Genomic DNA, 21,875 nt, shown 5'->3' with positions numbered 1-21,875 from the left:
ATGGTGGCCGCGATGCAACACACTATCATCCTTCCCATGATGGGAAGGTCAAGCGTTCGTATCGAACGATCGGCGTCTAACTCCGTTCGTCCGAACGTTTGTGGCGGGCAGATAATGGGAACCGCGCAAGTTCGGCCATGACCCTGGCTCGGTGCACGCATCTTCGACGTTTTATGCTCGAGTGTGGGCGAGTTCTTGCTTCGCGGCCGAGGATACGATAAAACGCTTTCGCGATTCGACGCAGAATCGACGAGGCGTGAGATCCCGGCCGGATCGGGCGCAAAACAACGGTGAAGGCGGGTACTAGGCTGCCGGAAACCTAGTCAACAGATCGTACACATGAAAACAAAAACTCGAAAACCATCGCTTCCGTTGGGGGCGCGTTCCTGGCTGGCATGCGTTGCCGCTGTCGTCTTTGCGGGCTGCGCCGCACCGCAAAAGGCCGCGCCGCCGGCAAGCGCGAGCGGCTGGACGCAGGACGAAGTGGTCGACTCGTATGTATTCGGCTACCCGCTCGTCGTCATGACGACGGCGCGTGCCGAGGCGTTGGCCGCCGCGGGCACCGATACGGCGACGGCGCTCAATACACTGCGCCCGATGCCAATGGTGGAAACGGCAGGCGACCAATTGCCGCCGTTGGCCGACGTCGATACGTTGTCCGCCAACGCATGGCTCGACCTATCGCAAGAGCCCGTGATCGTTTCGGTGCCCAATACGCGTGGGCGCTTTCTCGATGCGCGGGTCCTCGACATGTGGACGAACGTGATTTGGTCGACGGCTTCGGGCGCCAATGCACGCACGGGGGCCCCTAAACCGCAGACGATCGCGCTCGTTCCGCCGGGCTGGGATGGCCAACTGCCGGCAGGCGTCGAACGCGTCGATGCGCCGAGCAAGAATTTGTGGCTCGGCGTGCGGATCGCGGCCCTCGACACGCGCGAATTGCCGGGCGCCCGTCGGCTGCTGAGCGAGGTGCGGGTTGCGCCGCTGTCGACCTATACCGCCGACGAGCATGAACACCACGCGGCGCGCGCCAAGCACGGCAAGCGCGAACGCGTGGCGGCGCGCAGCACCGCGGCCGATCCGCAAGAGAGCATCGCCGAGGCTTCGACGGGGCTGGCCGCCAATGCGGCGGCCGTCACGAAACTCGACGCGAACGGCTTCTTCGGCAAACTGGCGGACGCGCTGCGCGACAACCCCGCGTCGGCCGACGACAGCCATGCGCTCAAGGAATTGGCCGATATCGGCGTGAAGCCGGGCGAGCCGGTGCATTTCGCCGACAAGTCGCTCGGCACGATCGCCGCGGGCGTGGCCGACGGTGTGAAGCGCGTCCAAGCGCCGCCCGTCAATGCCGTCTCCGGCAACGGCTGGAGCTGGACAGGCGACGGTACGGGCAATTACCGCGACGACTATGCGCTGCGCGCTTACGCGACGTTCGCGCATGCCGGCGCCGGGAGCGCGCAAGACGAAGCGTTCCCGACCGTCTCGGCGGACGGCGATGGGCAGCCGCTTGACGGCAGCCACGACTACGTGATGCATTTCACGCGTAAGACGCTGCCGCCCTCGCGTGCGTACTGGACGATTACGGCCTACACGCCGGACGGTGCGTTGGCCCCGGGCCATGTGCCGCATCATTCGATCGATTCTCACGATCGTATTCGCCGCAACCGTGACGGTTCCGTCGATATCTACGTGTCGGCGAAGTCGCCCGGCCGTGCGCATGTGAGCAATTGGCTGCCGGCCCCGGAAGGTCCGTTCCAGCTCGTGATGCGTCTGTATGCGCCGCAGCCGGCCGCGACGGACGGCAGTTGGGCACCGCCGCCGCTCAAGCGTCGATGAACCAAGAGTGTCGTAGTAACGACGGGCGAGGCGAGCGAGCGTGACTGGAGTAGGCCGATGACGAGCGAACCGAAGGGCGGCGCGGTAAGCCGCCTGAAGGAAAAGATGGGGTCGCGCGGCGCTCGCCGCACGGCGATTGGCGTGCTGATCGCCGTGGCGTTGTATGGGGTGCTCGGCTTCTTCGCCGCGCCGCCTTTGATTCGGCACATCGCCGAGCAGCAGCTCGGCCGGGCGCTCGATCGCCCGGCCACGATCAAACGCGTCACGCTCAATCCGTACACGCTGAGGCTCGAAGTCGACGGCGTCAGCGTCGCCGAACGCGGCGGCGCCGGGCAGTTCGCGGCGATCGAACGGCTCGTCGTGCGCGCGTCGTGGGTGACGCTGCTGCGCTTCGCTCCGATCGTCACGGAACTGCGGATCGATTCCCCGACCGTCAACGTCATCCGCTACGACGCGCAGCGGTTTAACTTCACCGACATCGCCGAGAAGTTTGCGAAACCCTCGGGGCCGCAGACGGGCCCCGCATTGTTTTCCGTATCGAACATCGCGGTCGAAAACGGCCGCGTCGCATTCGACGACCGTTTGCTCGGCGCGCACCACCTGATCGACCAACTGTCGCTGGGAGTGCCGTTCATTGCGACCTTGCCGTCGCAGACGGACATTTTTGTCGATCCGCGTTTTTCGGCGCACATCGACGGCAGCCCGATCGCGATCAACGGCAAGACCAAGCCGTTTGCGAAATCGCGCGAATCGGACGTCGCGCTGACGTTCAGCGGACTGGACATCCCGCGCCTGGCTTCTTATATGCCGGCGAAGCTGCCGCTCGAGGTGCAGAGCGGCCAACTGGCCGGGGCGCTGAAGCTTCGTTTCGTCATGTCGGCCGATAAGCCCGCCCTGACGATCTCGGGCACGGCCGATCTGACCGATGCGAATATCGTCGAGACGTCGCACGCCCCGTTCTTCTCCGTACACGCGTTGCACGTATCGGCGGCAGGACTCGAGCCGCTTGCCGGCGTTTACCGCTTCGACGAAATCCGGCTCGATCAGCCCTCACTCCATCTGACGCGCGAGCGCTCGGGCGCACTGAGTATCGCGAAAGCATTCGCCGCACCGTCGCCGTCGGCCGGAGCCGCATCTGCATCCGCATCCGCGTCAAGTGCGGCGGCTTCGTCTGCGCCGCGTGCGGCATCCGCCGCCTCCTCTGCGGCGGCGAGTGCTTCTCCGGCCGCGACCGAGTCTGACAAGCCGGCGCCGCTCGATTTGTCGATCAAACATTTCGCGCTGAACGATGGAAACATCGCGCTGGAAGACCACGTACCGGAGCGGCCCGTCTCGCTCGATTTGACGGGTCTGACGGCGACGCTCGACGATTTTTCGACGCAGGGTGCCGGCCAGGCGCGCTATGCCATTCGCACCGCATTGAAGCAAGGCGGCGCGATCGAGGCGAACGGGACGCTCGGCTTGGCAGCGAAACGGGCCGACGTCCAATTGAAGGTCGACGGCCTCGCATTGCCCTTGGCCCAGCCGTATTTGGATAGCCTGACGGGCGCTCGTCTTGCCGACGGTACGCTCGGCGCCACGCTTGCCTTGAATGCCGATTGGGCGAGTTCCACGACGCAACTGCGCGTCGGCGCGGGCGAACTGACGCTCAAGTCGCTCAAGGTGACGAACGCCGGCGCCGCAAAGGGCGCCGCCCCGGCTGTTGCACTCGCGCAAGGCCGCGTCGCCATCAAGCGTGTCGATTTAGCGGCGCGCACGGCCGATATCGAGCGAATCGAGGCAACGGGGTTGACCGTGTCCGGCACGCGCGAGAAGGACGGCCGCGTGAGTCTTGCCGAGCTGGCGCAGCCCCCGCATTCCTTGAGCGCGGCAGCCGTTGCCCAGCGTGAACGGACATCGCATTCGCAAGAGCCGGCCGCGAACGGCAAGGCGAAATCGACGAAAGCGGCGGAAAGCGCGCAGCCCGGCTGGCGCTATCGGATCGGCGAACTCGTGCTGAAGGACGGCGCGGCCGATATCGACGATGAAGCCGCTCCGCATCCCGCAAAGCTCCATCTCGCGCCGCTGCAACTTGACGTGCGCAATATCACCGAGGATCTGAGCCGTCCGCTTGCGATCAAGCTCGAGGCTTCGCTGAACGGAAAGGGCACGCTGAACGTCGGCGGCAATGTCGTGCCGAGTCCGCTGGATGCCGCGTTGACGGTGGAGGCGAATCGGCTCGATCTCTCGCCGTTCGAACCGTATTTCGGCGGCAGCATCAATGCGAAGATCGCGAGTGCCGAACTCAATGCGCGCGGCCAAGTGAAGGCCGCGATACCGAAGAGCGGCGCGCCGTCGTATAGCTACCGCGGCTTCGCGGCGCTGGTAGACGTGCGATTGCTCGACCGTACGAACGCGGCCCCGCTCGCCGGTTGGGGCACGCTGGGAATCGGCGGCATCAACGCGCGCTACGACGCGCACGGCCTGAATCTCGATATCGCGCGCGTGACCTTCGCGCGCTTTTTCGGGCGCGTGTTGCTCGATCCGCAAGGCAAGCTCAATCTAAACGACGTTCTCACCCAGCAGCGCGAAGCGTCGAATTCGAATCAGACGGCGGACAAGCCGAAGTCTTCGACGAGCACGGTGCAAGTGCAAACGCATTCTCCGAACACGCCGTCGATGCCGCTGCATGCGCACATCGGCCAGGTCGTGCTGCAACAGGGGCATGTCAATTACACGGACGATTTCGTCAAACCGAATTACACCGCGGACCTCGTCGACATCACGGGCAAGATCGGCGCATTCGGTACCGAGGTCGCAACGCCTGCGCCGGTGGACATCAGCGCGAGCTTGGCGGACAACGGCCCGATCGCGATTCGCGGGACGGCGAACCCGCTTGCGGCCAAACCGTCGCTCGATCTGACGGCGAGCGCGCACGACGTCGAGCTGAAGAACCTGACGCCTTATGCGTTGAAATACGCGGGCTATCCGATCGAGAAAGGAAGTTTGAACGTCGATTTGCATTACCAGTTGCAAAACGATCAGCTGACGGCACAGAACCATCTCGTCATCGACCAGTTGACGTTCGGCGACCATGTCGAGAACGCCACCGAAACGCACCTGCCCGTACGGCTCGCCATCGCTTTGCTCAAGGATTCGCACGGGAAAATCGACGTCAACATTCCGGTTTCGGGATCGTTGTCGAACCCTCAATTTAGTTTGGGCAGCGTGATTTGGAGCGCGGTGAAGCACTTGATCGAGCGCGCCGTGACCGCGCCGTTCTCATTGCTGGCCAACGCGCTGGGGGCAGGCGGGGACGGCACCTCGAGCGCGGAACATTTGCAGTACATCTCGTTCGCGCCGGGATCGGCCACGTTGACCGACTCGTCGCGCGCGAAGCTCGACACGCTGGTCAAGCTGTTGAACGAGAAGCCCGCCGTGAAGCTCGACCTAAGCGGCCGTGCCGATGAAAACGTCGATATCCCGGGCCTGCGGCTCGCGTACGTCGACGATCTCGTCAGGCGGGAAAAGGCCAAGGCAACGTCTGTGGCCGATGCCTCCGCCGTGACGGTCAGCCCGGACGAATACCACCGCTATCTGACGCAGGCCTATAAGGATGCCGATTTTAAAAAGCCACGGAATTTCGTAGGCATGACGAAAACATTGCCCGACGAAGATATGAAGCGAGCGCTCGCTTTCCATGCGCCCGTGAGCGATGCGAGCCTGCACGCGCTGGCCGAACAGCGCGCTCAGAACGTGCGGCAGTATCTCAGCCAAAAGGTCGATGCCAACCGGCTGAACGTTGTCGCGCCGCATTTCGGGATAGAAGGCATGAAAGACAACGGTCCCTCCACGCGCGTCGATCTCACGCCATCGGCGTGAGATCGACGCCCGGTCTTTGCCGCCCGTGCCCAGTAAGGGACATGGGCGGTTCGCGTGGCGTAAAAGCCGCGTCGACGCAAAGGCGTTAGCGCTGATTTCAAGTATTGCTGATACACTATCGTCGTATCAATCTCCTCAACCCACTCAACCACTTAGGGAGGCGTTCGATGTCCAACACCACGCTAAAAGCCGTCCCAAACGTGGCAGGTGTTCTCTCGCGCGACATGCGGCGCTGACAGCGCGCTAATCGTTGCCGCGTTCAGCCGGAGTCATCCGGCGCGCAAAACGGCTCTCTAGCTTTTCAATTCATTCGCCGCGACAAGCGGCGTAGCGGCGTCGCCGACGTTTTTCGTCTGCGTCGCGAAGCGTTTTCTTTTTCATCTCAAAGGCTCGGGGCGCGGCATGCTCCCCGGGTGGAGCGCCTATGACTCGCAAAAAAATAGACCTTGGCGGGCAGACGTTCAAGGACGTCTTCAGCTTCGCCTTTACCCATTGGATGCGACAGCGCTGGCGGATTGCCGGCATCGTCGCCGTCGCACTGTTGACCGCCCTGGCCGACGTGCTGACGCCGTTATTCGCCGGGCATCTCGTGGACGCGCTGGCGAGTGCGGGCCACGCCAAATCGAGCGCACTCGCCAACGCGCTCGAATCGTTCGCGGCAATGATCGCACTCGCGCTCGGCAGTGCCGTTTTGCGCTATCTGACGTTCGCGGGGATCATTGCGTTGACGTTGCGGATGATGAGCGAAATCGCGGCCGATGCGTTTCATCGCGTGCAGCGCCTGTCGACCGATTGGCACGCCAACAGCTTCGCCGGCTCCACCGTGCGCAAGATCACGCGCGGCATGTGGGCGCTCGACATGCTTAACGACACGCTGCTGCTCGGGCTGCTGCCGTCGGTCGTCATGCTCATCGGCGCCACGATCTTGCTCGGCATGCGCTGGCCGATCATGGGTGCCGTCGTCGGCGTGGGCGCGGTGCTCTATATCGGCACCACGGTTGCGCTGACCATCCGCGTCGTCGCGCCGGCCGCGCGACTCGGCAATGCGTGGGATACCCGCATGGGCGGCGCGCTCGCGGACGCCGTGACGTGCAACCCCGTCGTCAAGGCTTTCGGCGCGGAGTTGCGCGAGGAGCAGCGGTTATCGCGCGTGATCGGCAAGTGGCACCATCGGACGCGCCGGGCTTGGGTGCGCGGCACGTTCAACGGTAGCGTGCAGAACGTCATGCTCGCGTTCATGCAGGCCGCGATGCTCGGCGTGGGGCTCTTGTTGTGGCTCGAAGGCCGGGCCGGCGTGGGCGACCTCGCATTCTCATTGACGATGTTTCTCGTCTTGCAAGGCTATTTGCGCGACGTCGGGATGCTCGTGCGTCAATTGCAGCGGTCGGTCAACGATATGGAGGAGCTGGCGCAGCTGACGCGGCAGCCGCTCGGTATCGAGGATAAGCCGGGGGCGGGTTCGCTCGTCGTCGAGTGCGGCGAAATCCGCTTCGAGCACGTGACGTTCCGCTATGACGCGCACGCCGAACCCTTGTACGAGGACTTTTCCGCACGCATCGCGCCCGGCGAGCGCGTGGGGTTGATCGGCCACTCGGGCTCGGGCAAGACGACGTTCATCAAGCTGATCCAGCGTTTGTACGACGTCTCGGAGGGCCGAATCACGATCGACGGGCAAAACATCGCCGATGTCCGGCAAGCCTCGCTTCGCTCGCAGATTGCGATCGTCCAGCAAGAGCCGCTGTTGTTTCATCGCTCGCTGGCCGAGAACATCGCCTATGCGCGGCCCGGCGCTTCGCAGGTTGAAATCGAACGCGCGGCGCAACTTGCCAACGCGCACGAGTTCATCGCCTCGCTGCCGAACGGCTATGACACGCTCGTGGGCGAGCGCGGCGTAAAGCTCTCGGGGGGCGAGCGCCAGCGCGTGGCGATTGCTCGTGCATTTTTGGCCGACGCCCCGGTGCTGATTTTCGACGAGGCCACGTCGAGCCTCGATAGCGAAAGCGAGGCGTTGATTCAGCAAGCGATGGAACGGTTGATGGAAGGACGGACGACGCTCGTCGTCGCTCACCGGCTCTCCACGGTGCGCTCGCTCGACCGCTTGCTCGTGCTCGACAAAGGCCGCATCGTCGAGGAAGGCAGCCACGAAACGCTGATCCGCCTCGATCGCGGTTTGTATCGACGTTTGTTCGAGCGTCAGGCGCTTGAGCTGACGAAGGGGTTGACCGCCGAGTCGTCTCAAGCCGAGGCCACGACCGCGGTCTGATCGAATCGGCGATCGGCTCGCTAGGCAGGCCGTAAGAACGACTCGCCGAGCGAGGAAGTAAAGACGTAGCGGTACAAGGGCTGGGTTCCGTATGAACGGGACTCAGCCCTTTTTGTTTTGTCTTCGCTCAATCAAATAATGATAAAAAGCGGCAAATCGTCCTAAAGGAATTGGTAGTAAATTATTATGCGAATCTTTAATCAATGGATAAAAATCAAAATTCATGTTAATGCGTTTTATTGTAATGCAAATGAAAAATAGTCGTACCTAATGCTTTATTCAGATTAGTGATTCCTGTCTAATTTTCGAATTTACCTTACCCTTGGCGCGATTTGCTGCTTCACTCCAATGCGCCGTGTGGCGCGTGCAGCAAGGGTTCCATCGCGGTGATGTTTAAAACGCCGTATGAATTTCAGTCGACATTTCATTGGAATGGAAATCGGAGGAAATAGCATGGCCAGGTCTCTTAAGAAGAAAGTGATGAGTAGTTTGGCGGCGCTGACGCTCGGCAGCGCTTCATTGGCGGCATTTACCACTTGCACAGCAGTTCTTTCGCTTGTCGAACCGAGTGCGGCAATGGCCGATACGGGACCGGCAGTCGACGATTACGCTGCGACGCAATATCCGATCGTGCTCGTTCATGGGCTGTCGGGTACCGATCGCTATGCAAACGTGCTCGACTATTGGTACGGCATCGCAGCCGATCTTGAAGCGCACGGCGCCAATGTCTATGTCGCGAACCTATCGGGCTTCCAAAGCGATCTGGGTGCGAACGGGCGCGGCGAGCAACTGCTGGCTTACGTTCAGCAAGTCCTCGCCGCAACGGGCGCGCAAAAGGTGAACCTGATCGGCCATAGCCAAGGCGGGCTCACGGTGCGATACGTCGCCGCGGTGGCGCCCGATCTCGTCGCCTCGGTGACGACGATCGGCACCCCGCATCGCGGATCGGAATTTGCGGATTACATCGTCAGCGTGCTCGCGAAAGACCCGACGGGTCTGGCTGAACCGCTGATCGCGAAGTTCGCCGACCTCCTGGGTACGCTCTTTAGCAGCAACTTCAACACGAACCAGGATGCGATCGCCGCGCTAACGGCGCTGAGCACGTCGGGAGCCGCTCAGTACAACCAAGCGGTACCGAGCGCCGGCCTCGGCGCACCGGGCTCGTGCCAGACAGGGGCGCCGACCGAGACGGTGGGCGGCAACGTGCATTACCTCTATTCTTGGGCCGGAAGCGCGATCCAGCCCACGTGGTCGGCGCTCGGGTTGCAAGGGGCGAGCGATACGAGCGTATCGGGCCCGCTCGATCCGGCCAACCTCAAGGATCCGTCCACGCTGACGCTATACGGTTCGGGCACGATCATGATCAATCGCAACTCCGGTCCGAACGATGGGCTCGTATCGGTGTGTAGCGCGCTGTTCGGTCAAGTGCTGAGCACGAGCTACCACTGGGATCACGTCGATGAAATCAATCAAGTGCTGGGCGTGTTGGGTCAAAATGCGGAAGACCCGCTTGCGGTGATTCGCGCGCATGCCAACCGGCTGAAAGTTCAGGGGCTGTAACCGATGATGCGCCCTGCCGATGCAAAGAAGACCGCGGGTACGCTCGCGCTGTTTGGCCTAGCCGGCGTCGCCGCGGCGGCCGCGATCTGGTATTTCGATGCGCCGGCCAGGGCGCCGAGCGCGAGCGCGGCGAGCGTCGTGCCCGCGGCGAGGGCTGCCTCGTTCACGCAAGCGGCGCGTCCCGGACCGGTTCCGGCGGCGCCCTCGCTGCCTGTTTCGCTGACGGGCTCCATGCCGCCGAGGCTACCGCTCGACGCCCGAGGACATCTGCTGAAAGCGCGCGGTGTCCGCGAGTTCTTCGATTATTTCCTTACCGCGCAACACGAGATGCCGCAAAAGGCGCTCGATGCGCTCGTGCATAAGGAGATCGCAGCGCAACTCGACGGCACGATCGCTCAGAGCGAAGCGCTCGATATATGGCAACGCTACCAGGCGTACCTCGGTGCGATGAATCGCCTGCAACAAATCGCGGTGCCGCCCTCGGACGACGGCGCCGCGCGCACGAGCGATCTCGATGCGATGCAAGCGTCGCTCGACGAACGCGCATCGGTTGCGGCGCGCACGCTCGGCGACGATTGGAGCGAAGCATTCTTCGGCGCCGACGGGCGACACGCACACTACATGATCGAGCGATGGCGCGTGCTGCGCGATGCGAGCTTGAGCGACGCGCAAAAAGAGGCGCGCTTGCAAGCACTCGAACAAAGCTTGCCACCGGAGGAGCGAATCGCGCTCGAGAAGCGTCGCGACGCGCAGGCTCGAATTCATGCGGTTGGCCAGCTCGAGCAGCAGGGGATGACGCTCGATCAGTTGCGCGCGAAAGCGACGCAGGAGTTTGGCCCGCAGGCCGCTGAACGGATCGTGAAGATGCAGCAAAGCGACGATGCTTGGCGCGCGAAATACGCCGACTATTCGGCGCAGCGCGACCGCATCGATGCCATGGGGCTGTCGCCCACGGAGCGCGATGCGCAAATCTCACAGCTCAGGCAGCGGATGTTCTCGGATCCAGCTCAAGCGCTGCGTGCGGCTTCGCTCGATCACGGGGCGGGGCGGTAGCCGAAGCGATGGGGGAGAGCGCCCTCCGGCGAGGGCGCCCCGTACAGCCGGAAAGACGATACCGCATAAAAAACAAACCGGTATTTTCATTTGCGATTCGTTATTTTCAATGAATGCTTATCAATGGGATTTGCAGATGCTTATCGAGGCATATTCCGTTTGACGAGTCGATTTTCGACTGCTATGTTCACGCGGAACAAATCATTTTATGGCGTTCGCGCACCTGACTAACCAGTCAGTCTCGACGAAAAGGCCCTTCGATGGGCTGGTTCTTGCTCACCCGGACAGGCGACCCAACCCCGGCGGGCCTACGGCCGCTCGCACGAAGTCCGATCGTTCATTCCCTATGAAAACGGGAGGGCTCGATGTCGCCATAAATCGCGTGAAAGGATTTAATTATTCATCGTCGTATGCCGTCGAATCCCGGAGCGAGGGCCATAAGCCATGCAGCCGGGTCTTTCCAAAGGAACCGCGGAGTTTTTCATGTCGAAGAATAAGAAAACCGATTTCACGATCTTCAAGCGTTTTTCTCTAGCTGCGCTCCCTCTTGCGATTGCGCTCGCCCAGTTGCCGTCGAATGCGCAAGCGGCGACGTCTTGGGTCCCTACGGGCACGAACGCATTCTTGCTTCCGGGCGCGAAGCGCGCGGCTGGGGCACAGTCCGATTCCAGCGTCGCAGTGTCGAGCGGTTATGCGCTCAATGTTTCCGGTACGCCGGCATTGCTTGACACGATCGTCGCACCGCTCGAAGTGAGCCAACCGCTGCATCTCGTCGTCGTGCTCAAGGGCCGCGACGAAGCGGGACTCGACGCACTCTTGCAAGAGCAGAACGAGCCGGGCAATGCGCACTACGGCCGGTATCTGACGCCCGACGAATTCAACGCGCGCTTCGCCCCAACGCGCGCGCAAGTCGACGCCGTGGTGGCGCACCTCCGAGCGAACGGCTTCAGCAACATCACGGTATCGGAGAACAGCAAGCTGATTTCGGCACAGGGCAACGTCGCAAATGCGCGCGGCGCTTTCAACGTGACCCTCAAGCGCTTCAACTATCGCGGTAAATCGGTCTACGGCAACGACGCGCCCGCGCAAGTGCCGAGCGAGTTAGGCGGCGTGGTGGAGGCGGTGTTGGGCCTGCAAAACGCAGAAGTGCCGCATCGATTGATACACCGTGTGCTGCCTCCTAGCGCGTTGATCGGCGAGCAAAATCGTGCCGCACCGGAATTGGCCGGTCAGCAGGTGGGCCACCAGCCTACCGATTTCGCGCATATCTACGGCGCGAGCAGTCTGCCGCCCGCGACGAAAACCACGGTCGGGATCGTGACCTGGGGAGACATGACGCAGACGATCGCGGACCTCAAGCAGTTCACGCAAAGCGCGGGCCTGCCGACCGTCAACACGGCCGTGGTGCCCGGCGGCCAAGGCACGCTCGCCGACGACGGCGACCCGGCGGAATGGGACCTCGACAGCCAGGACATCATCGGCGTTTCCGGCGGCGTGAAAAAACTGGTGTTCTATGCAGCCGTCAACGGCGACAGCAGCGACAGCGGCTTGACCGATGCCACGTTGACGCAGACCTACAACACGATCGCGACGCGCGCCGAGGCGAAGCTCATCAACGTTTCCCTCGGCGAAGACGAAGCGGCGGCTTACGCGGATGGGTCGCTCAAGGCCAACGACGCCGCTTTCAAGCAGGCGGCGGCGCAGGGGCAGATCTTTTCGATCGCATCGGGCGATGCCGGCGTCTATCAGTGGTCTTACTCGCCGCAAGGCGCGCCGGGGTTCATCGGCCATTACAACGGCAGCGGCACGGCAATCGCCACGGCGATCAACATGTCGAAGTACAGCGTGTCGTGGCCGGCTAGCTCGCCATACGTGGTGGCGGTCGGCGGCACGACGCTTTCGACGACGAATACGACGACATGGGCCGGTGAAACGGTATGGAACGAGGGCGCGGCCTACGCCGACCTCGACATGTTCGGCTATCCGGCGGACGATGCCGCCCGCATCTGGGCAACGGGCGGCGGGGTGAGCACCTACGAAGCGGTGCCGTCTTGGCAAACGGCTGTGCTCGGTTCCTCTTTGAAGAAACGTGCGCTGCCGGACGTGGCGTTCGATGCCGCATCGAGCACCGGTGCACTGATCGTCATCAACGGACAAGCGGGGCAGCAGGTGGGCGGCACGAGCCTATCGTCGCCGATCTTCGTCGGCGGGTTCGCGCGCATCGAGTCGGCGCACAACAACATCATCGGCCTGCCTACGTCGTGCCTGTATAGAAAGCTGTCGAGCAACAAGTCGCTCGTGCACGACGTCACGTCCGCTACCAACAACGGCTACGGCAACTATGGCTATAAGCCGGCAGCGGGTTGGGACTACGACACCGGGTTCGGCAGCTTGCAGTTTTCGAAGCTGAGCGCGACGTACTGAGTCTTTTCCGGTTCGATTCGGCTTCGGTCGCCCCCTTGACTCGCGTTGCGCGGATCATTGCAACGATTCGATAGGGGGCGCGTTGTCGCTATTGTGCGAGAGCCGTTGCGTTCTCGGCCGGCCGTGCGCCGGCGTCCTTCCATAGATCGAACTCGAAGGTTTGGAAGATCTGGAAGCGCTGTACGGTGTCCGCGCACTCCGTGCCTTCGGCCGCCCGCATCGCCGCCGCATCGAACGACGCATTGCCGCTCGACTCGTTCAGCGTCAGTTGCTTGACGACGTGCGGCGGCCAAATGGTAATGCGAACGACGACCTTGCCGGTCTGATGGCGCTGCTGCGCTTCGGCCGAATATTCCGGACGCGGTATTCTGCAATTGACTTGATCTTCGCCGACGTCCTTCGTGATCGCTTGCGTTTGCGGCGCCGCCGCGGGAGCCGAGGCAACGGCGGCAGGTACTGCGGAAACTACGGTCGCCGCGGGCGCCGGAGTTGTGCGAACGGCCGCGGCGGGAAGCGCTTGTGCAGGGGACGACGCCGTCGCGGGAGAAATCGCTTGCGATGCACAGACAGGTTCGCGTACGCCGTGCCGCAATTCGATGGGACATTGGCTGGCGGATACCGGCGCGGCTTGGGCGCTTGCGCCGGCGAAGCCGCCGGCAATCAACAATCCGATGATGCACGCTGTCTTTTTCATTTTCAGTTTCGTTTTCTTTTGATCGTTTTTGGAAGGAAGCGGCGTCGTTGAACCAATTGACGGTCGGCTCGGATACGCGAGTGTAACGGCATCCCCTGCGAGAGTCTTGAGGGCCCTCGATGCAGTACCGCTCGAGCGAAGCCCGTCACGCGACGCGGGCCACACCGGAAATCAGACGCGGCTCGATGACACGCGCGAGCGCATCGAACGCCGGCGCGATCCGTTCGTGCTGCACGCAAGCATAGCCGAGCAACAGCCCCGATTTTGCCGCGTCCTCATGGCTGTAGTAGGTCGACAGCGGCCGCACGATGACGCCTGCTTCAAACGCCGCGGCCGTGATGGCGCGATCGTCGGTGCCGTCGGGCAGGCCGAGCACGAAGTGCAGCCCGGCTTCGTCGCCCATGACCGGTAGCGCGTCGCCGAAGCGCGAGGTGATCGCGTCGATGAGAATCTGTCGACGCTCGCCGTACAACGCTCGCATACGGCGTACGTGCGAGGTCAAATACCCGTCCATGATGAACTCGGCGAGCACCGCTTGATGCATGAGTTGGCCTTCGCGATAGAGTTCGGCCACGCCCGTGCGGAACGTATCCACCAAATGCTCGGGCGCGACCATGTACCCGATGCGCAAGCCGGGATACAAAATCTTCCCCAAACTGCCGACGTAGATGACCCGTCCCGCTTCGTCGAGCCCTTGCAACGAAGCGATCGGCCGGCTGCCGTAACGGAATTCGCTGTCGTAGTCGTCCTCTACGATCCAAACGCCATGCTGGCGCGCGTATTCGAGCAGGGTCCGGCGGCGGGCCAAACTCATCACCATCCCAAGCGGGTATTGATGCGACGGCGTGACGACCGCAATGCGCGGCGGCGCGGAGAGGGCGGGGCCGCGCGGGTTCAGCCCTTCGTTGTCCACGGGCATCGGCTCGAGCTCGAGCCCCGCCGCTTGCAAGACGCTGCGGGCGCCCCAGTAGCAAGGCTCCTCCACCCAGGCCCGATCGCCGACGTCGGTCAGCAACCGCACGGCGAGATCCATCGACTGATGAATGCCCGTCGTGATGATGATCTGATCGGGCGAGCACTTGACCGAACGCGCTACCCGCAAGTAATCGGAGAGCGCCCGCCTAAGCGGCCGATAGCCGCTGCCCGGTGCGTAGGTCAACAGGTCGGGGTTCGCCTCTTTCCACAGCCGTGCTTGCAAGCGGCTCCACGTGCGCGCAGGGAATTCGGTCACGTCGGGCACGCCCGGCATGAAAGCGCCCCATTGCTTGGGCGCCACGCCCGCCCGTCCGATCAGGCGCCGGCCCCGCCCGGAAAGACTTTGCTGCGCGAGCGCTTCGCGCGGCACGCTCGCCTCGGCCGGACGTAGCGGCGAACGAGGCCGAACCGCGCTTGCGTCGGGGCGCGTATCGGCCACATAAGTGCCGCTGCCTGTGGTCGAGAGCACGTAACCTTCGGCCGTCAGTTGGTCATATACGCGCAGAACGGTGTTGCGAGCGATCTCGAGATCGTCGGCCAGCATCCGCGAACTGGGCAGCTTCGTGCCGGGGGCGAGTTGCCCCGTCAAGATGGCGTGCTGCACGAGACGCAACACTTGGCGGTACATGGGCTCTTGCGCGCCTCGTTCGAGCCTGGCCGCGAGCCAGTCCGACAGAATGATCGTATCCAAAGTGGTTCCCTTCGGAATAATGAAATGGTTCCGTTGCGTGGAACCGTGACCGATTATATTGGATTGCAACTGCGGCGCGGAGCGCTATCTTCGATGGAGCCAATCCAAACCACCGCAGCGCGGAGTCAGGCGCGATATGTAAGTGCTGAAGTCATTGCGCCGAGCGCGAGCGATGCTTGCGACCAAGCGCCGCAGGGGCCTCGGCGAATGCTGAAGTGCCGATAAGGCCGTAACGGAGACAACGGACGATGAAGACGGATCAGGTGATCGTGAGCTTTCGCGGCGTGCGAAAGACGTATGACGGGGAAACGCTCGTCGTCAAATCGCTCGACCTCGACATTTATCAGGGCGAGTTTTTGACGTTGCTGGGGCCGTCCGGCTCGGGCAAAACGACTTGTCTGATGATGCTGGCGGGTTTCGAATTCCCCACCGGGGGAGAGATTCGCCTCGATGGGCAACTACTCAATACCGTGCCGCCGCATAAGCGCAACATCGGCATGGTGTTTCAAAACTACGCGCTGTTTCCCCACATGACGGTGGAGCAGAACGTCGCTTATCCGCTGACGGTACGCAAGATGGCCGGCGCCGAGCGGGCTCACCGCGTCGCCGAAGCGCTGAAGATGGTGCGAATGGACGGTTTCGCCAAACGCTATCCGTCGCAACTTTCCGGCGGCCAGCAACAGCGGATCGCGCTTGCGCGCGCCTTGGTATTCGAGCCGAAGCTGGTGCTGATGGACGAACCGCTCGGCGCACTCGACAAGCAATTGCGCGAGCACATGCAATACGAACTGAAGGCCTTGCACGAAAAGCTCGGCGTGACGTTCGTCTATGTCACGCACGATCAAGGCGAGGCGCTGACGATGTCCGATCGTGTCGCCGTGTTCGACAAAGGCATCGTGCAGCAACTCGATACGGTAGATCGCCTCTACGAAACCCCTTGCAATGAATTCGTCGCGAACTTCATCGGCGACAGCAATCGTCTGCGCGGCACGATCTCCGACGTGGACGGCGAGTATTGCCGCTTGCGTCTGAGCGACGGCACGCATGTCGTGGGCCGCAATGTGGCCGGTGCGAGGGCGGGTACGCCCGCCGTGGCCTGCATTCGCCCCGAACGCTTGCGTCTGGCGACCGAGGCGCGCGATCAACAACGTGGCAACGCGCTTTCCAGCGAGGTGCGCGGACTCATTTATTTCGGCGATCACGTGCGCATGCGGTGCGCGGTGCCTGAACAGGACGAATGCTTCGTCAAAGTCCCGCTCGGCACGGAAGCGCTCGAAACCTACGTGCCCGGTGCGCCCGTCGCATTGGAGTTCGCACCCGAACATTTGCGCGTGTTCGCTTGAGCGCGCGCGCAAAAGCGCATCGAAACACCAGCCCTGTTAGCCCCCGCAAGACCCACGAAGATCCACGTAGAGGAGAGCCTAGATGAAGACGAAAACCATCACGATGCGCCGCACGAGTGCGCTGCTTGCCGGCGCTTGCGCATTGACGATGCTCGGGGCGGCCGGCGCGTCGGCCGCGGAATTGACTGTCGTGAACTTCGGCGGCGCGAACGCCGATGCGCAGAAGGTTGCCTACTATCAGCCGTTCGAACAAAAGACGGGCGATAAGGTCACGGCCGTCGAATACAACGGCGAAACGGCCAAGATCAAGGCGATGGTGGAAGCCAAGCACGTGAATTGGGACGTCGTCGAAGTCGAATCGGGCGACCTCGGCCGCGGCTGCGACGAAGGCCTCTATGAAAAGCTCGACTGGTCGAAGATCGCCAAGAAGTCGGAATTGATTCCCGAGTCGCCGAGCACGTGCGGCGTGGGCTTTTTCGTCTGGTCGACCGCCATTGCCTATAACGCCGATAAGCTGAAGACGGCGCCGACGGGCTGGGTCGATTTCTGGGACGTCAAGAAATTCCCGGGCAAGCGCGCATTGCGCAAGGGCGCTCGCGGCAACCTCGAATTCGCTTTGATGGCGGACGGCGTCGCCCCGAAGGACGTCTACAAGGTCCTCGCGACGAAAGCCGGCCAGGATCGCGCATTCAAGAAGCTCGACGAACTGAAGCCGAATATCCAGTGGTGGGAAGCGGGCGCTCAGCCGCCGCAATTCCTCGTGGCCGGCGACGTGGTGATGTCGTCCGCGTTCAATGGCCGCATCGATGCGGCGCAACGCGAAGGCAAGAACCTGAAGGTCGTTTGGAACGGCAGCATCTATGACCTCGACTACTGGGTCATTCCGAAGGGTTCGCCGAACAAGGCGCTGGCCGAGCAGTTCATCGCCTATTCGGTCTCGTCCAAGCCGCAGCAGCTGTACGCGCAGCACATCGCCTATGGCCCCGCGAACCGCGATGCGATCAAGTCGCTCGATGGCAAGACGCTCTCGAACTTGCCGAATTCGCCGGCTAACGGCAAGAACGCCGTCTTGCAAGACGCAGCGTTCTGGACGGATTACGGCGACGAACTCGAGCAGCGCTTCGCGTCGTGGGCGTCGAAGTAACACCGATCGGTACCTAGGCAGTAGCGGCAACGCCGGCGCGATAGCCGGTATTGCCGAGCAACAGCACGCGGCGCCGCTCGGTCTGAGAACCGAGCGGCGCATCGCGAGAAGGACAAAGCAAGAGGCAAGGGGCAATGCAGGAGATGAGCGTGCAAACGATGACGATTCCGGGCGAGCCGAGCAACGCATCAACCGCGACTTTGAAGCGCGAGTTGAAAGCGGCGCAGGCGCGCAAGCGACTGACGGCGCTGCTCTTGATTGCACCGCTTGCGATTTTTCTGTTGTTGATTTTCGTCGTGCCGATCGCGGCGTTGTTGACACGCGCCGTACAAAACCCCGAAGTGGCCGACGCGCTACCGAAAACCGCGGTCGTATTGCGCCATTGGGATCGCACGAGCGCGCCGCCGGTTGCGGCATACGCCGCGCTCGCAACCGATTTGGCTTCGACGCAAGACGGTCAAATCATGGGCAGCTTGGAGCGGCGGCTGAACGTGGAGATTCCGGGCTTTCACTCGCTCGTATCGAAGACCGCGAACGCACTGCCGTTCACCGACGACGATAACCACCCGCTCAAACTAACGGCCGACCAACTGCGTGCGAAGCTGATCGATCTAGATGCGCGCTGGGGCGAAGTACGCTATTGGCGAGCGATCGCGAAAAACGGTTCACGCTATTCGCCGTTCTATCTCCTTGCGTCGCTCGATCATCGCGAAGACGCGTTCGGCCACATCGAAAAGACCGATCCCGATCAACGCATCTACTTGAATGTGTTTAGCCGGACGTTCGTGATCGGTGCAGTGGTTACGCTGGCGGCGTTGCTGCTCGGTTACCCGCTCGCTTATTGGATTTCGACGCTGAGCGAGCGCCGCGCGAATCTCGTGATGATTCTCGTGTTGATTCCGTTTTGGACGTCGATTCTCGTGCGCGTGGCCGCATGGATCGTGATCTTGCAGACCGAAGGGCTCGTCAACCGGACCTTGATCGACCTTCACGTGATCCGTGCGCCGCTTGAGTTGCTGTTCAATCGTACCGGCGTCTATATCTCGATGACGCATATTTTGCTGCCGTTCATGATCTTGCCGCTGTATAGCGTGATGAAGTCGATTCCGGCGACGTATCAACGCGCGGCGATTTCGCTCGGCAGCCATCCGTTCGCGGCATTTTGGCGTGTCTATGTGCCGCAGACCTATCCGGGTATCGGTGCCGGCGCGCTGCTCGTGTTCATCCTCGCGATCGGCTACTACATCACGCCGGCGTTGTTGGGTGGACCGAACGATCAAATGGTGAGCTACTACGTCGCGTACTTTACGAACGTGACGATCAACTGGGGTATGGCCTGCGCGCTCGGTGGGCTGCTGTTGGCGGCGACGCTCGTGCTGTATGTCGTGTACGGCCGCTTCACGAAAGCTCAGCCGACCCTATAGCGCCGCGACCGCCTTAGCGTTTTCGACCATTCGATTAGATAGACCCGCGATGCCCTTCGGGGCAATCGAGCCGGAGCCGACGATGAAACTTTCTAAACCGCTGTTCGCGCCGCATACGTCGCTCGTCGAACGCGCGTGGTATTTCTTGTTGCGCGGCGCCGCCGTGCTGACGCTGTTGTATTTGATCTTGCCCGTGCTGGCGATCGTGCCGCTGTCGTTTTCGTCGAGCACGTTCCTCGTGTACCCCATTCCCAGTTGGTCGTTGCGCTGGTATGAGCATCTCGTCACGTCCGATGCGTGGCGCATGGCGGCGAAGAACAGCTTTATCGTGGCTCCGTCGGCGACGATCGTCGCCACGGTCCTCGGCACGCTCGCGGCACTGGGGCTTGCCAAAGCGAACTTCCGCGGCAAGGCGATCCTCATGGCGATATTGATTTCGCCGATGATCGTGCCGGTCATCGTCGTAGGCGTGGGCATGTATTTGTTCTTCGCGCCGCTCGGTCTTGCCAATACCTATATCGGCCTCATCATGGCGCATGCGGCGCTGGGCGTGCCGTTCGTCGTCACGACCGTCGGCGCCACGCTGCAAGGATTCGACGGCAATCTCGTTCGCGCGAGCCTCTCGCTTGGGGCGAATCCAAGCCGCACGTTCTTCCGCATCACGTTGCCGGTCATCGCGCCGGGCGTGATTTCGGGTGCGCTGTTCGCGTTTGCGACTTCGTTCGACGAAGTGGTCGTCACGCTGTTTCTCGCGGGGGCCAATCAAACGACGCTGCCGCGCCAGATGTTCACGGGCATTCGAGAAAACATTACGCCGACGATCGCCGCGCTCGCTACGATCCTGATTCTGTTTTCGACGGGATTGCTGCTGGCGTTGGAGTGGTTGCGCGGGAGAAATGCGGCGCGCGCCGTTGCATAAAGTTTCGAAGGGGGCGCACAAGTTCGGGTATTGACGCTGCCCGGAATGCTATAGCATGATGCACGACATGAACTCGCTTACGCTCACGACTACGACAACCACCACGACCGCCTATGGCGGGCCGTGAGGCTGGTACGTGCGCTGATCTATCGTATTCATCTCAAGGCCCCGCCAGCAATGGACGGGGCCTTGATGTTTCTCCCGTGCGTGGCTGGCATCAAAGGAGAAACGTCGTGCAATCTGCTCGCCTCAAAAGCCGCGCCCTGTTGATCGTCGATATGCAGGAGGGCCTATTCAACGGCCCCGACAAGCCGTACGAGCAGGAGCGAATCCTCGCGAACGTCAAACAGTTGATCGCTAACGCCCGCAAAGCCCAAGCGCCGATTTTCGCGGTGCGCCATACCGGCCCTGTGGGTTCGCCGATCGAACCCGGCAGCCCGCTGACGCAGTTGTTGCCCGATATGGCGCTCGATCCGAACAGGGACCGGATTTTCGATAAGACTCGCCCCAACGCTTTTGCCGGCACCGGCCTCGCCGATTGGCTCAAAGGGGCGGCGATCGATGAATTGGTAGTGGCCGGCATGAAGACGGAGTATTGCGTCGATACGACCTGCCGGGCGGCTGCGGATTTAGGCTTGCGCCCCGTATTGGTCGCCGATGCGCACACTTGCATGGATACGCCTGTGCTGCCCGCAAGAGCGATCATCGAGCACCACAATAGGACGTTGAGCGGGGCGTTTGTGACGCTTGTCGCGACGGCAGACTGTGCGTTCTAACGGGGCGATGCGCGATATCAAGAAGCCGCGCGGCTCCGATCACACCGGCGTATAAATCGCCAGCTTCAAGGCCGGATCGTCGTTGGCTTGAAACGTCGCGTACTCATAGCGTTGCGCGCCCCGCTTCGGATGGACGAGCATCTTGTGCCCCGAGCCGGGCCCGCGAACGTCGTGCGCTTTCCACCACTTCGCGAACTGCGGGCTAGCCTCCCGCAATTGCTCCACCAATGCGACGAATGCGGGGTCGTTCGCATGAACATCGTGTGTCGCTCGAAAGAGCGCGATCATCCGGCGCGCTTCGTCGGCCCAGGTCGATCCGAACAGTTGCTGCGCGTTCGGTTCGATGAACATGAAGATAAGCACATTGCGATTTGCCGGCGCTACGCGACCGAATCCAAATAGATCTTGCGCTGCCCGATTCCAGGCTAGGATGTCCCAACGCCGCCCCGTGATATAGGCCGGCAACGAGAGGCGCGACACCATGCGTTCGATGGCCGGCGGCACGCTTTCAGGCGTGAACGCGCGCTGATCGTCGCCGCGGGCGAGCGTGCGCAGATGCGCGGCTTCCGCCTTGTTCAGCCTCAGCGCGTGAGCGAGGGCATCGAGCGTGGCCTCGGAGGGGCTGACCGTTCGCCCCTGCTCGAGTCGGACATACCAATCCACGCCGATACCCGCCAATTCGGCGACTTCTTCGCGCCGCAAACCCGGTGTGCGGCGGCGACGGCCCGTTTTGAGCATGCGTGCATCGGGCACAAGCTTTTCCCTGCGCGAGCGTAGAAACTCGCCAAACTCACTGCGCCTCGACTGCACCATGCGCGATCTCATACGGGGGTATTCGATAATCCTAGGATAGTACCAGGCCTGGATACAAATCGTACGGCTGCCAAAATGGTCTCGTTCATCCACTATCGA

At 62.3% G+C, this 21,875-nt stretch carries 14 protein-coding genes; 11 read left to right on the top strand and 3 right to left on the bottom strand.

The annotated features are described in order from the left end of the window. The first annotated feature begins 339 nt into the window (after nucleotides 1–339). From AB1286_RS31425 to AB1286_RS31400, 6 genes are all read left to right on the top strand, one after another. A complete protein-coding gene (locus AB1286_RS31425) occupies nucleotides 340–1,836 on the top strand; it encodes a DUF1254 domain-containing protein (RefSeq protein ID WP_430367094.1) in 1,497 nt (498 codons plus the stop codon). 57 nt (nucleotides 1,837–1,893) lie between these two features. After that, on the top strand, nucleotides 1,894–5,697 hold the full coding sequence (locus tag AB1286_RS31420) for a DUF748 domain-containing protein (RefSeq protein WP_430367093.1): 3,804 nt from the start codon (nucleotides 1,894–1,896) through the stop codon (nucleotides 5,695–5,697). A gap of 424 nt (nucleotides 5,698–6,121) precedes the next feature. Then, nucleotides 6,122–7,960, top strand: a complete 1,839-nt coding sequence (locus tag AB1286_RS31415; protein ID WP_430367092.1) for an ABC transporter ATP-binding protein — start codon at nucleotides 6,122–6,124, stop codon at nucleotides 7,958–7,960. Nucleotides 7,961–8,413: 453 nt separating this feature from the next. Then, nucleotides 8,414–9,520, top strand: coding sequence for a triacylglycerol lipase (locus tag AB1286_RS31410; protein WP_430367091.1), 1,107 nt, complete (start codon nucleotides 8,414–8,416; stop codon nucleotides 9,518–9,520). A 3-nt stretch (nucleotides 9,521–9,523) separates the two neighbouring features. Next, nucleotides 9,524–10,573, top strand: coding sequence for a lipase secretion chaperone (locus AB1286_RS31405; RefSeq protein WP_430367090.1), 1,050 nt, complete (start codon nucleotides 9,524–9,526; stop codon nucleotides 10,571–10,573). Nucleotides 10,574–11,056: 483 nt separating this feature from the next. Continuing rightward, nucleotides 11,057–12,997, top strand: a complete 1,941-nt coding sequence (locus AB1286_RS31400; protein ID WP_430367089.1) for a S53 family peptidase — start codon at nucleotides 11,057–11,059, stop codon at nucleotides 12,995–12,997. An 88-nt stretch (nucleotides 12,998–13,085) separates the two neighbouring features. Here the strand turns inward: AB1286_RS31400 and AB1286_RS31395 are convergent, their stop codons facing one another. Further along, nucleotides 13,086–13,691, bottom strand: a complete 606-nt coding sequence (locus AB1286_RS31395; RefSeq protein WP_430367088.1) for a TonB family protein — start codon at nucleotides 13,689–13,691, stop codon at nucleotides 13,086–13,088. A 145-nt stretch (nucleotides 13,692–13,836) separates the two neighbouring features. Then, a complete protein-coding gene (locus tag AB1286_RS31390) occupies nucleotides 13,837–15,357 on the bottom strand; it encodes a PLP-dependent aminotransferase family protein (RefSeq protein WP_430367087.1) in 1,521 nt (506 codons plus the stop codon). 248 nt (nucleotides 15,358–15,605) lie between these two features. On the opposite strand from AB1286_RS31390, the gene AB1286_RS31385 reads away from it, so the two are divergent. The 5 genes from AB1286_RS31385 to AB1286_RS31365 all read left to right on the top strand — a co-directional run bounded on the left by AB1286_RS31385 (nucleotide 15,606) and on the right by AB1286_RS31365 (nucleotide 20,963). Next, on the top strand, nucleotides 15,606–16,700 hold the full coding sequence (locus AB1286_RS31385) for an ABC transporter ATP-binding protein (protein WP_430367086.1): 1,095 nt from the start codon (nucleotides 15,606–15,608) through the stop codon (nucleotides 16,698–16,700). Nucleotides 16,701–16,782: 82 nt separating this feature from the next. Further along, complete coding sequence (locus tag AB1286_RS31380) at nucleotides 16,783–17,844, top strand: ABC transporter substrate-binding protein (RefSeq protein WP_430367085.1); 1,062 nt, start codon at nucleotides 16,783–16,785, stop codon at nucleotides 17,842–17,844. A 158-nt stretch (nucleotides 17,845–18,002) separates the two neighbouring features. Continuing rightward, entirely contained in the window at nucleotides 18,003–19,268 is a 1,266-nt protein-coding gene (locus AB1286_RS31375; protein WP_430367373.1) for an ABC transporter permease, read from the top strand. Between the two features lie 82 nt (nucleotides 19,269–19,350). Then, a complete protein-coding gene (locus AB1286_RS31370) occupies nucleotides 19,351–20,187 on the top strand; it encodes an ABC transporter permease (RefSeq protein WP_430367084.1) in 837 nt (278 codons plus the stop codon). 233 nt (nucleotides 20,188–20,420) lie between these two features. After that, complete coding sequence (locus tag AB1286_RS31365) at nucleotides 20,421–20,963, top strand: cysteine hydrolase family protein (protein ID WP_430367083.1); 543 nt, start codon at nucleotides 20,421–20,423, stop codon at nucleotides 20,961–20,963. A gap of 39 nt (nucleotides 20,964–21,002) precedes the next feature. On the opposite strand, the gene AB1286_RS31360 is transcribed toward AB1286_RS31365, so the two are convergent. After that, the gene (locus AB1286_RS31360) at nucleotides 21,003–21,716 is read right to left on the bottom strand and encodes a helix-turn-helix transcriptional regulator (protein WP_430367082.1); all 714 of its coding nucleotides are present in this window, start codon (nucleotides 21,714–21,716) and stop codon (nucleotides 21,003–21,005) included. Nucleotides 21,717–21,875: the final 159 nt, after the last annotated feature.

It is taken from the genome of Trinickia sp. NRRL B-1857, from assembly GCF_050470685.1.
In the GTDB taxonomy this organism is placed as follows: domain Bacteria; phylum Pseudomonadota; class Gammaproteobacteria; order Burkholderiales; family Burkholderiaceae; genus Trinickia.
Note: the sequence above shows the minus strand (reverse complement) of the source record. Positions and strands in the feature narration are given on the sequence as shown.

Bases quoted from the DNA above. Each gene is read 5' to 3' on its own strand.
- AB1286_RS31420 (WP_430367093.1), top strand. From the start codon at position 1,894: ATGACGAGCGAACCGAAGGGCGGCGCGGTAAGCCGCCTGAAGGAAAAG.
- AB1286_RS31400 (WP_430367089.1), top strand. From the start codon at position 11,057: ATGTCGAAGAATAAGAAAACCGATTTCACGATCTTCAAGCGTTTTTCT.
- AB1286_RS31415 (WP_430367092.1), top strand. From the start codon at position 6,122: ATGACTCGCAAAAAAATAGACCTTGGCGGGCAGACGTTCAAGGACGTC.
- AB1286_RS31395 (WP_430367088.1), bottom strand. From the start codon at position 13,691: ATGAAAAAGACAGCGTGCATCATCGGATTGTTGATTGCCGGCGGCTTC.
- AB1286_RS31405 (WP_430367090.1), top strand. From the start codon at position 9,524: ATGATGCGCCCTGCCGATGCAAAGAAGACCGCGGGTACGCTCGCGCTG.
- AB1286_RS31370 (WP_430367084.1), top strand. From the start codon at position 19,351: ATGAAACTTTCTAAACCGCTGTTCGCGCCGCATACGTCGCTCGTCGAA.
- AB1286_RS31410 (WP_430367091.1), top strand. From the start codon at position 8,414: ATGGCCAGGTCTCTTAAGAAGAAAGTGATGAGTAGTTTGGCGGCGCTG.
- AB1286_RS31380 (WP_430367085.1), top strand. From the start codon at position 16,783: ATGAAGACGAAAACCATCACGATGCGCCGCACGAGTGCGCTGCTTGCC.
- AB1286_RS31375 (WP_430367373.1), top strand. From the start codon at position 18,003: ATGACGATTCCGGGCGAGCCGAGCAACGCATCAACCGCGACTTTGAAG.
- AB1286_RS31385 (WP_430367086.1), top strand. From the start codon at position 15,606: ATGAAGACGGATCAGGTGATCGTGAGCTTTCGCGGCGTGCGAAAGACG.
- AB1286_RS31425 (WP_430367094.1), top strand. From the start codon at position 340: ATGAAAACAAAAACTCGAAAACCATCGCTTCCGTTGGGGGCGCGTTCC.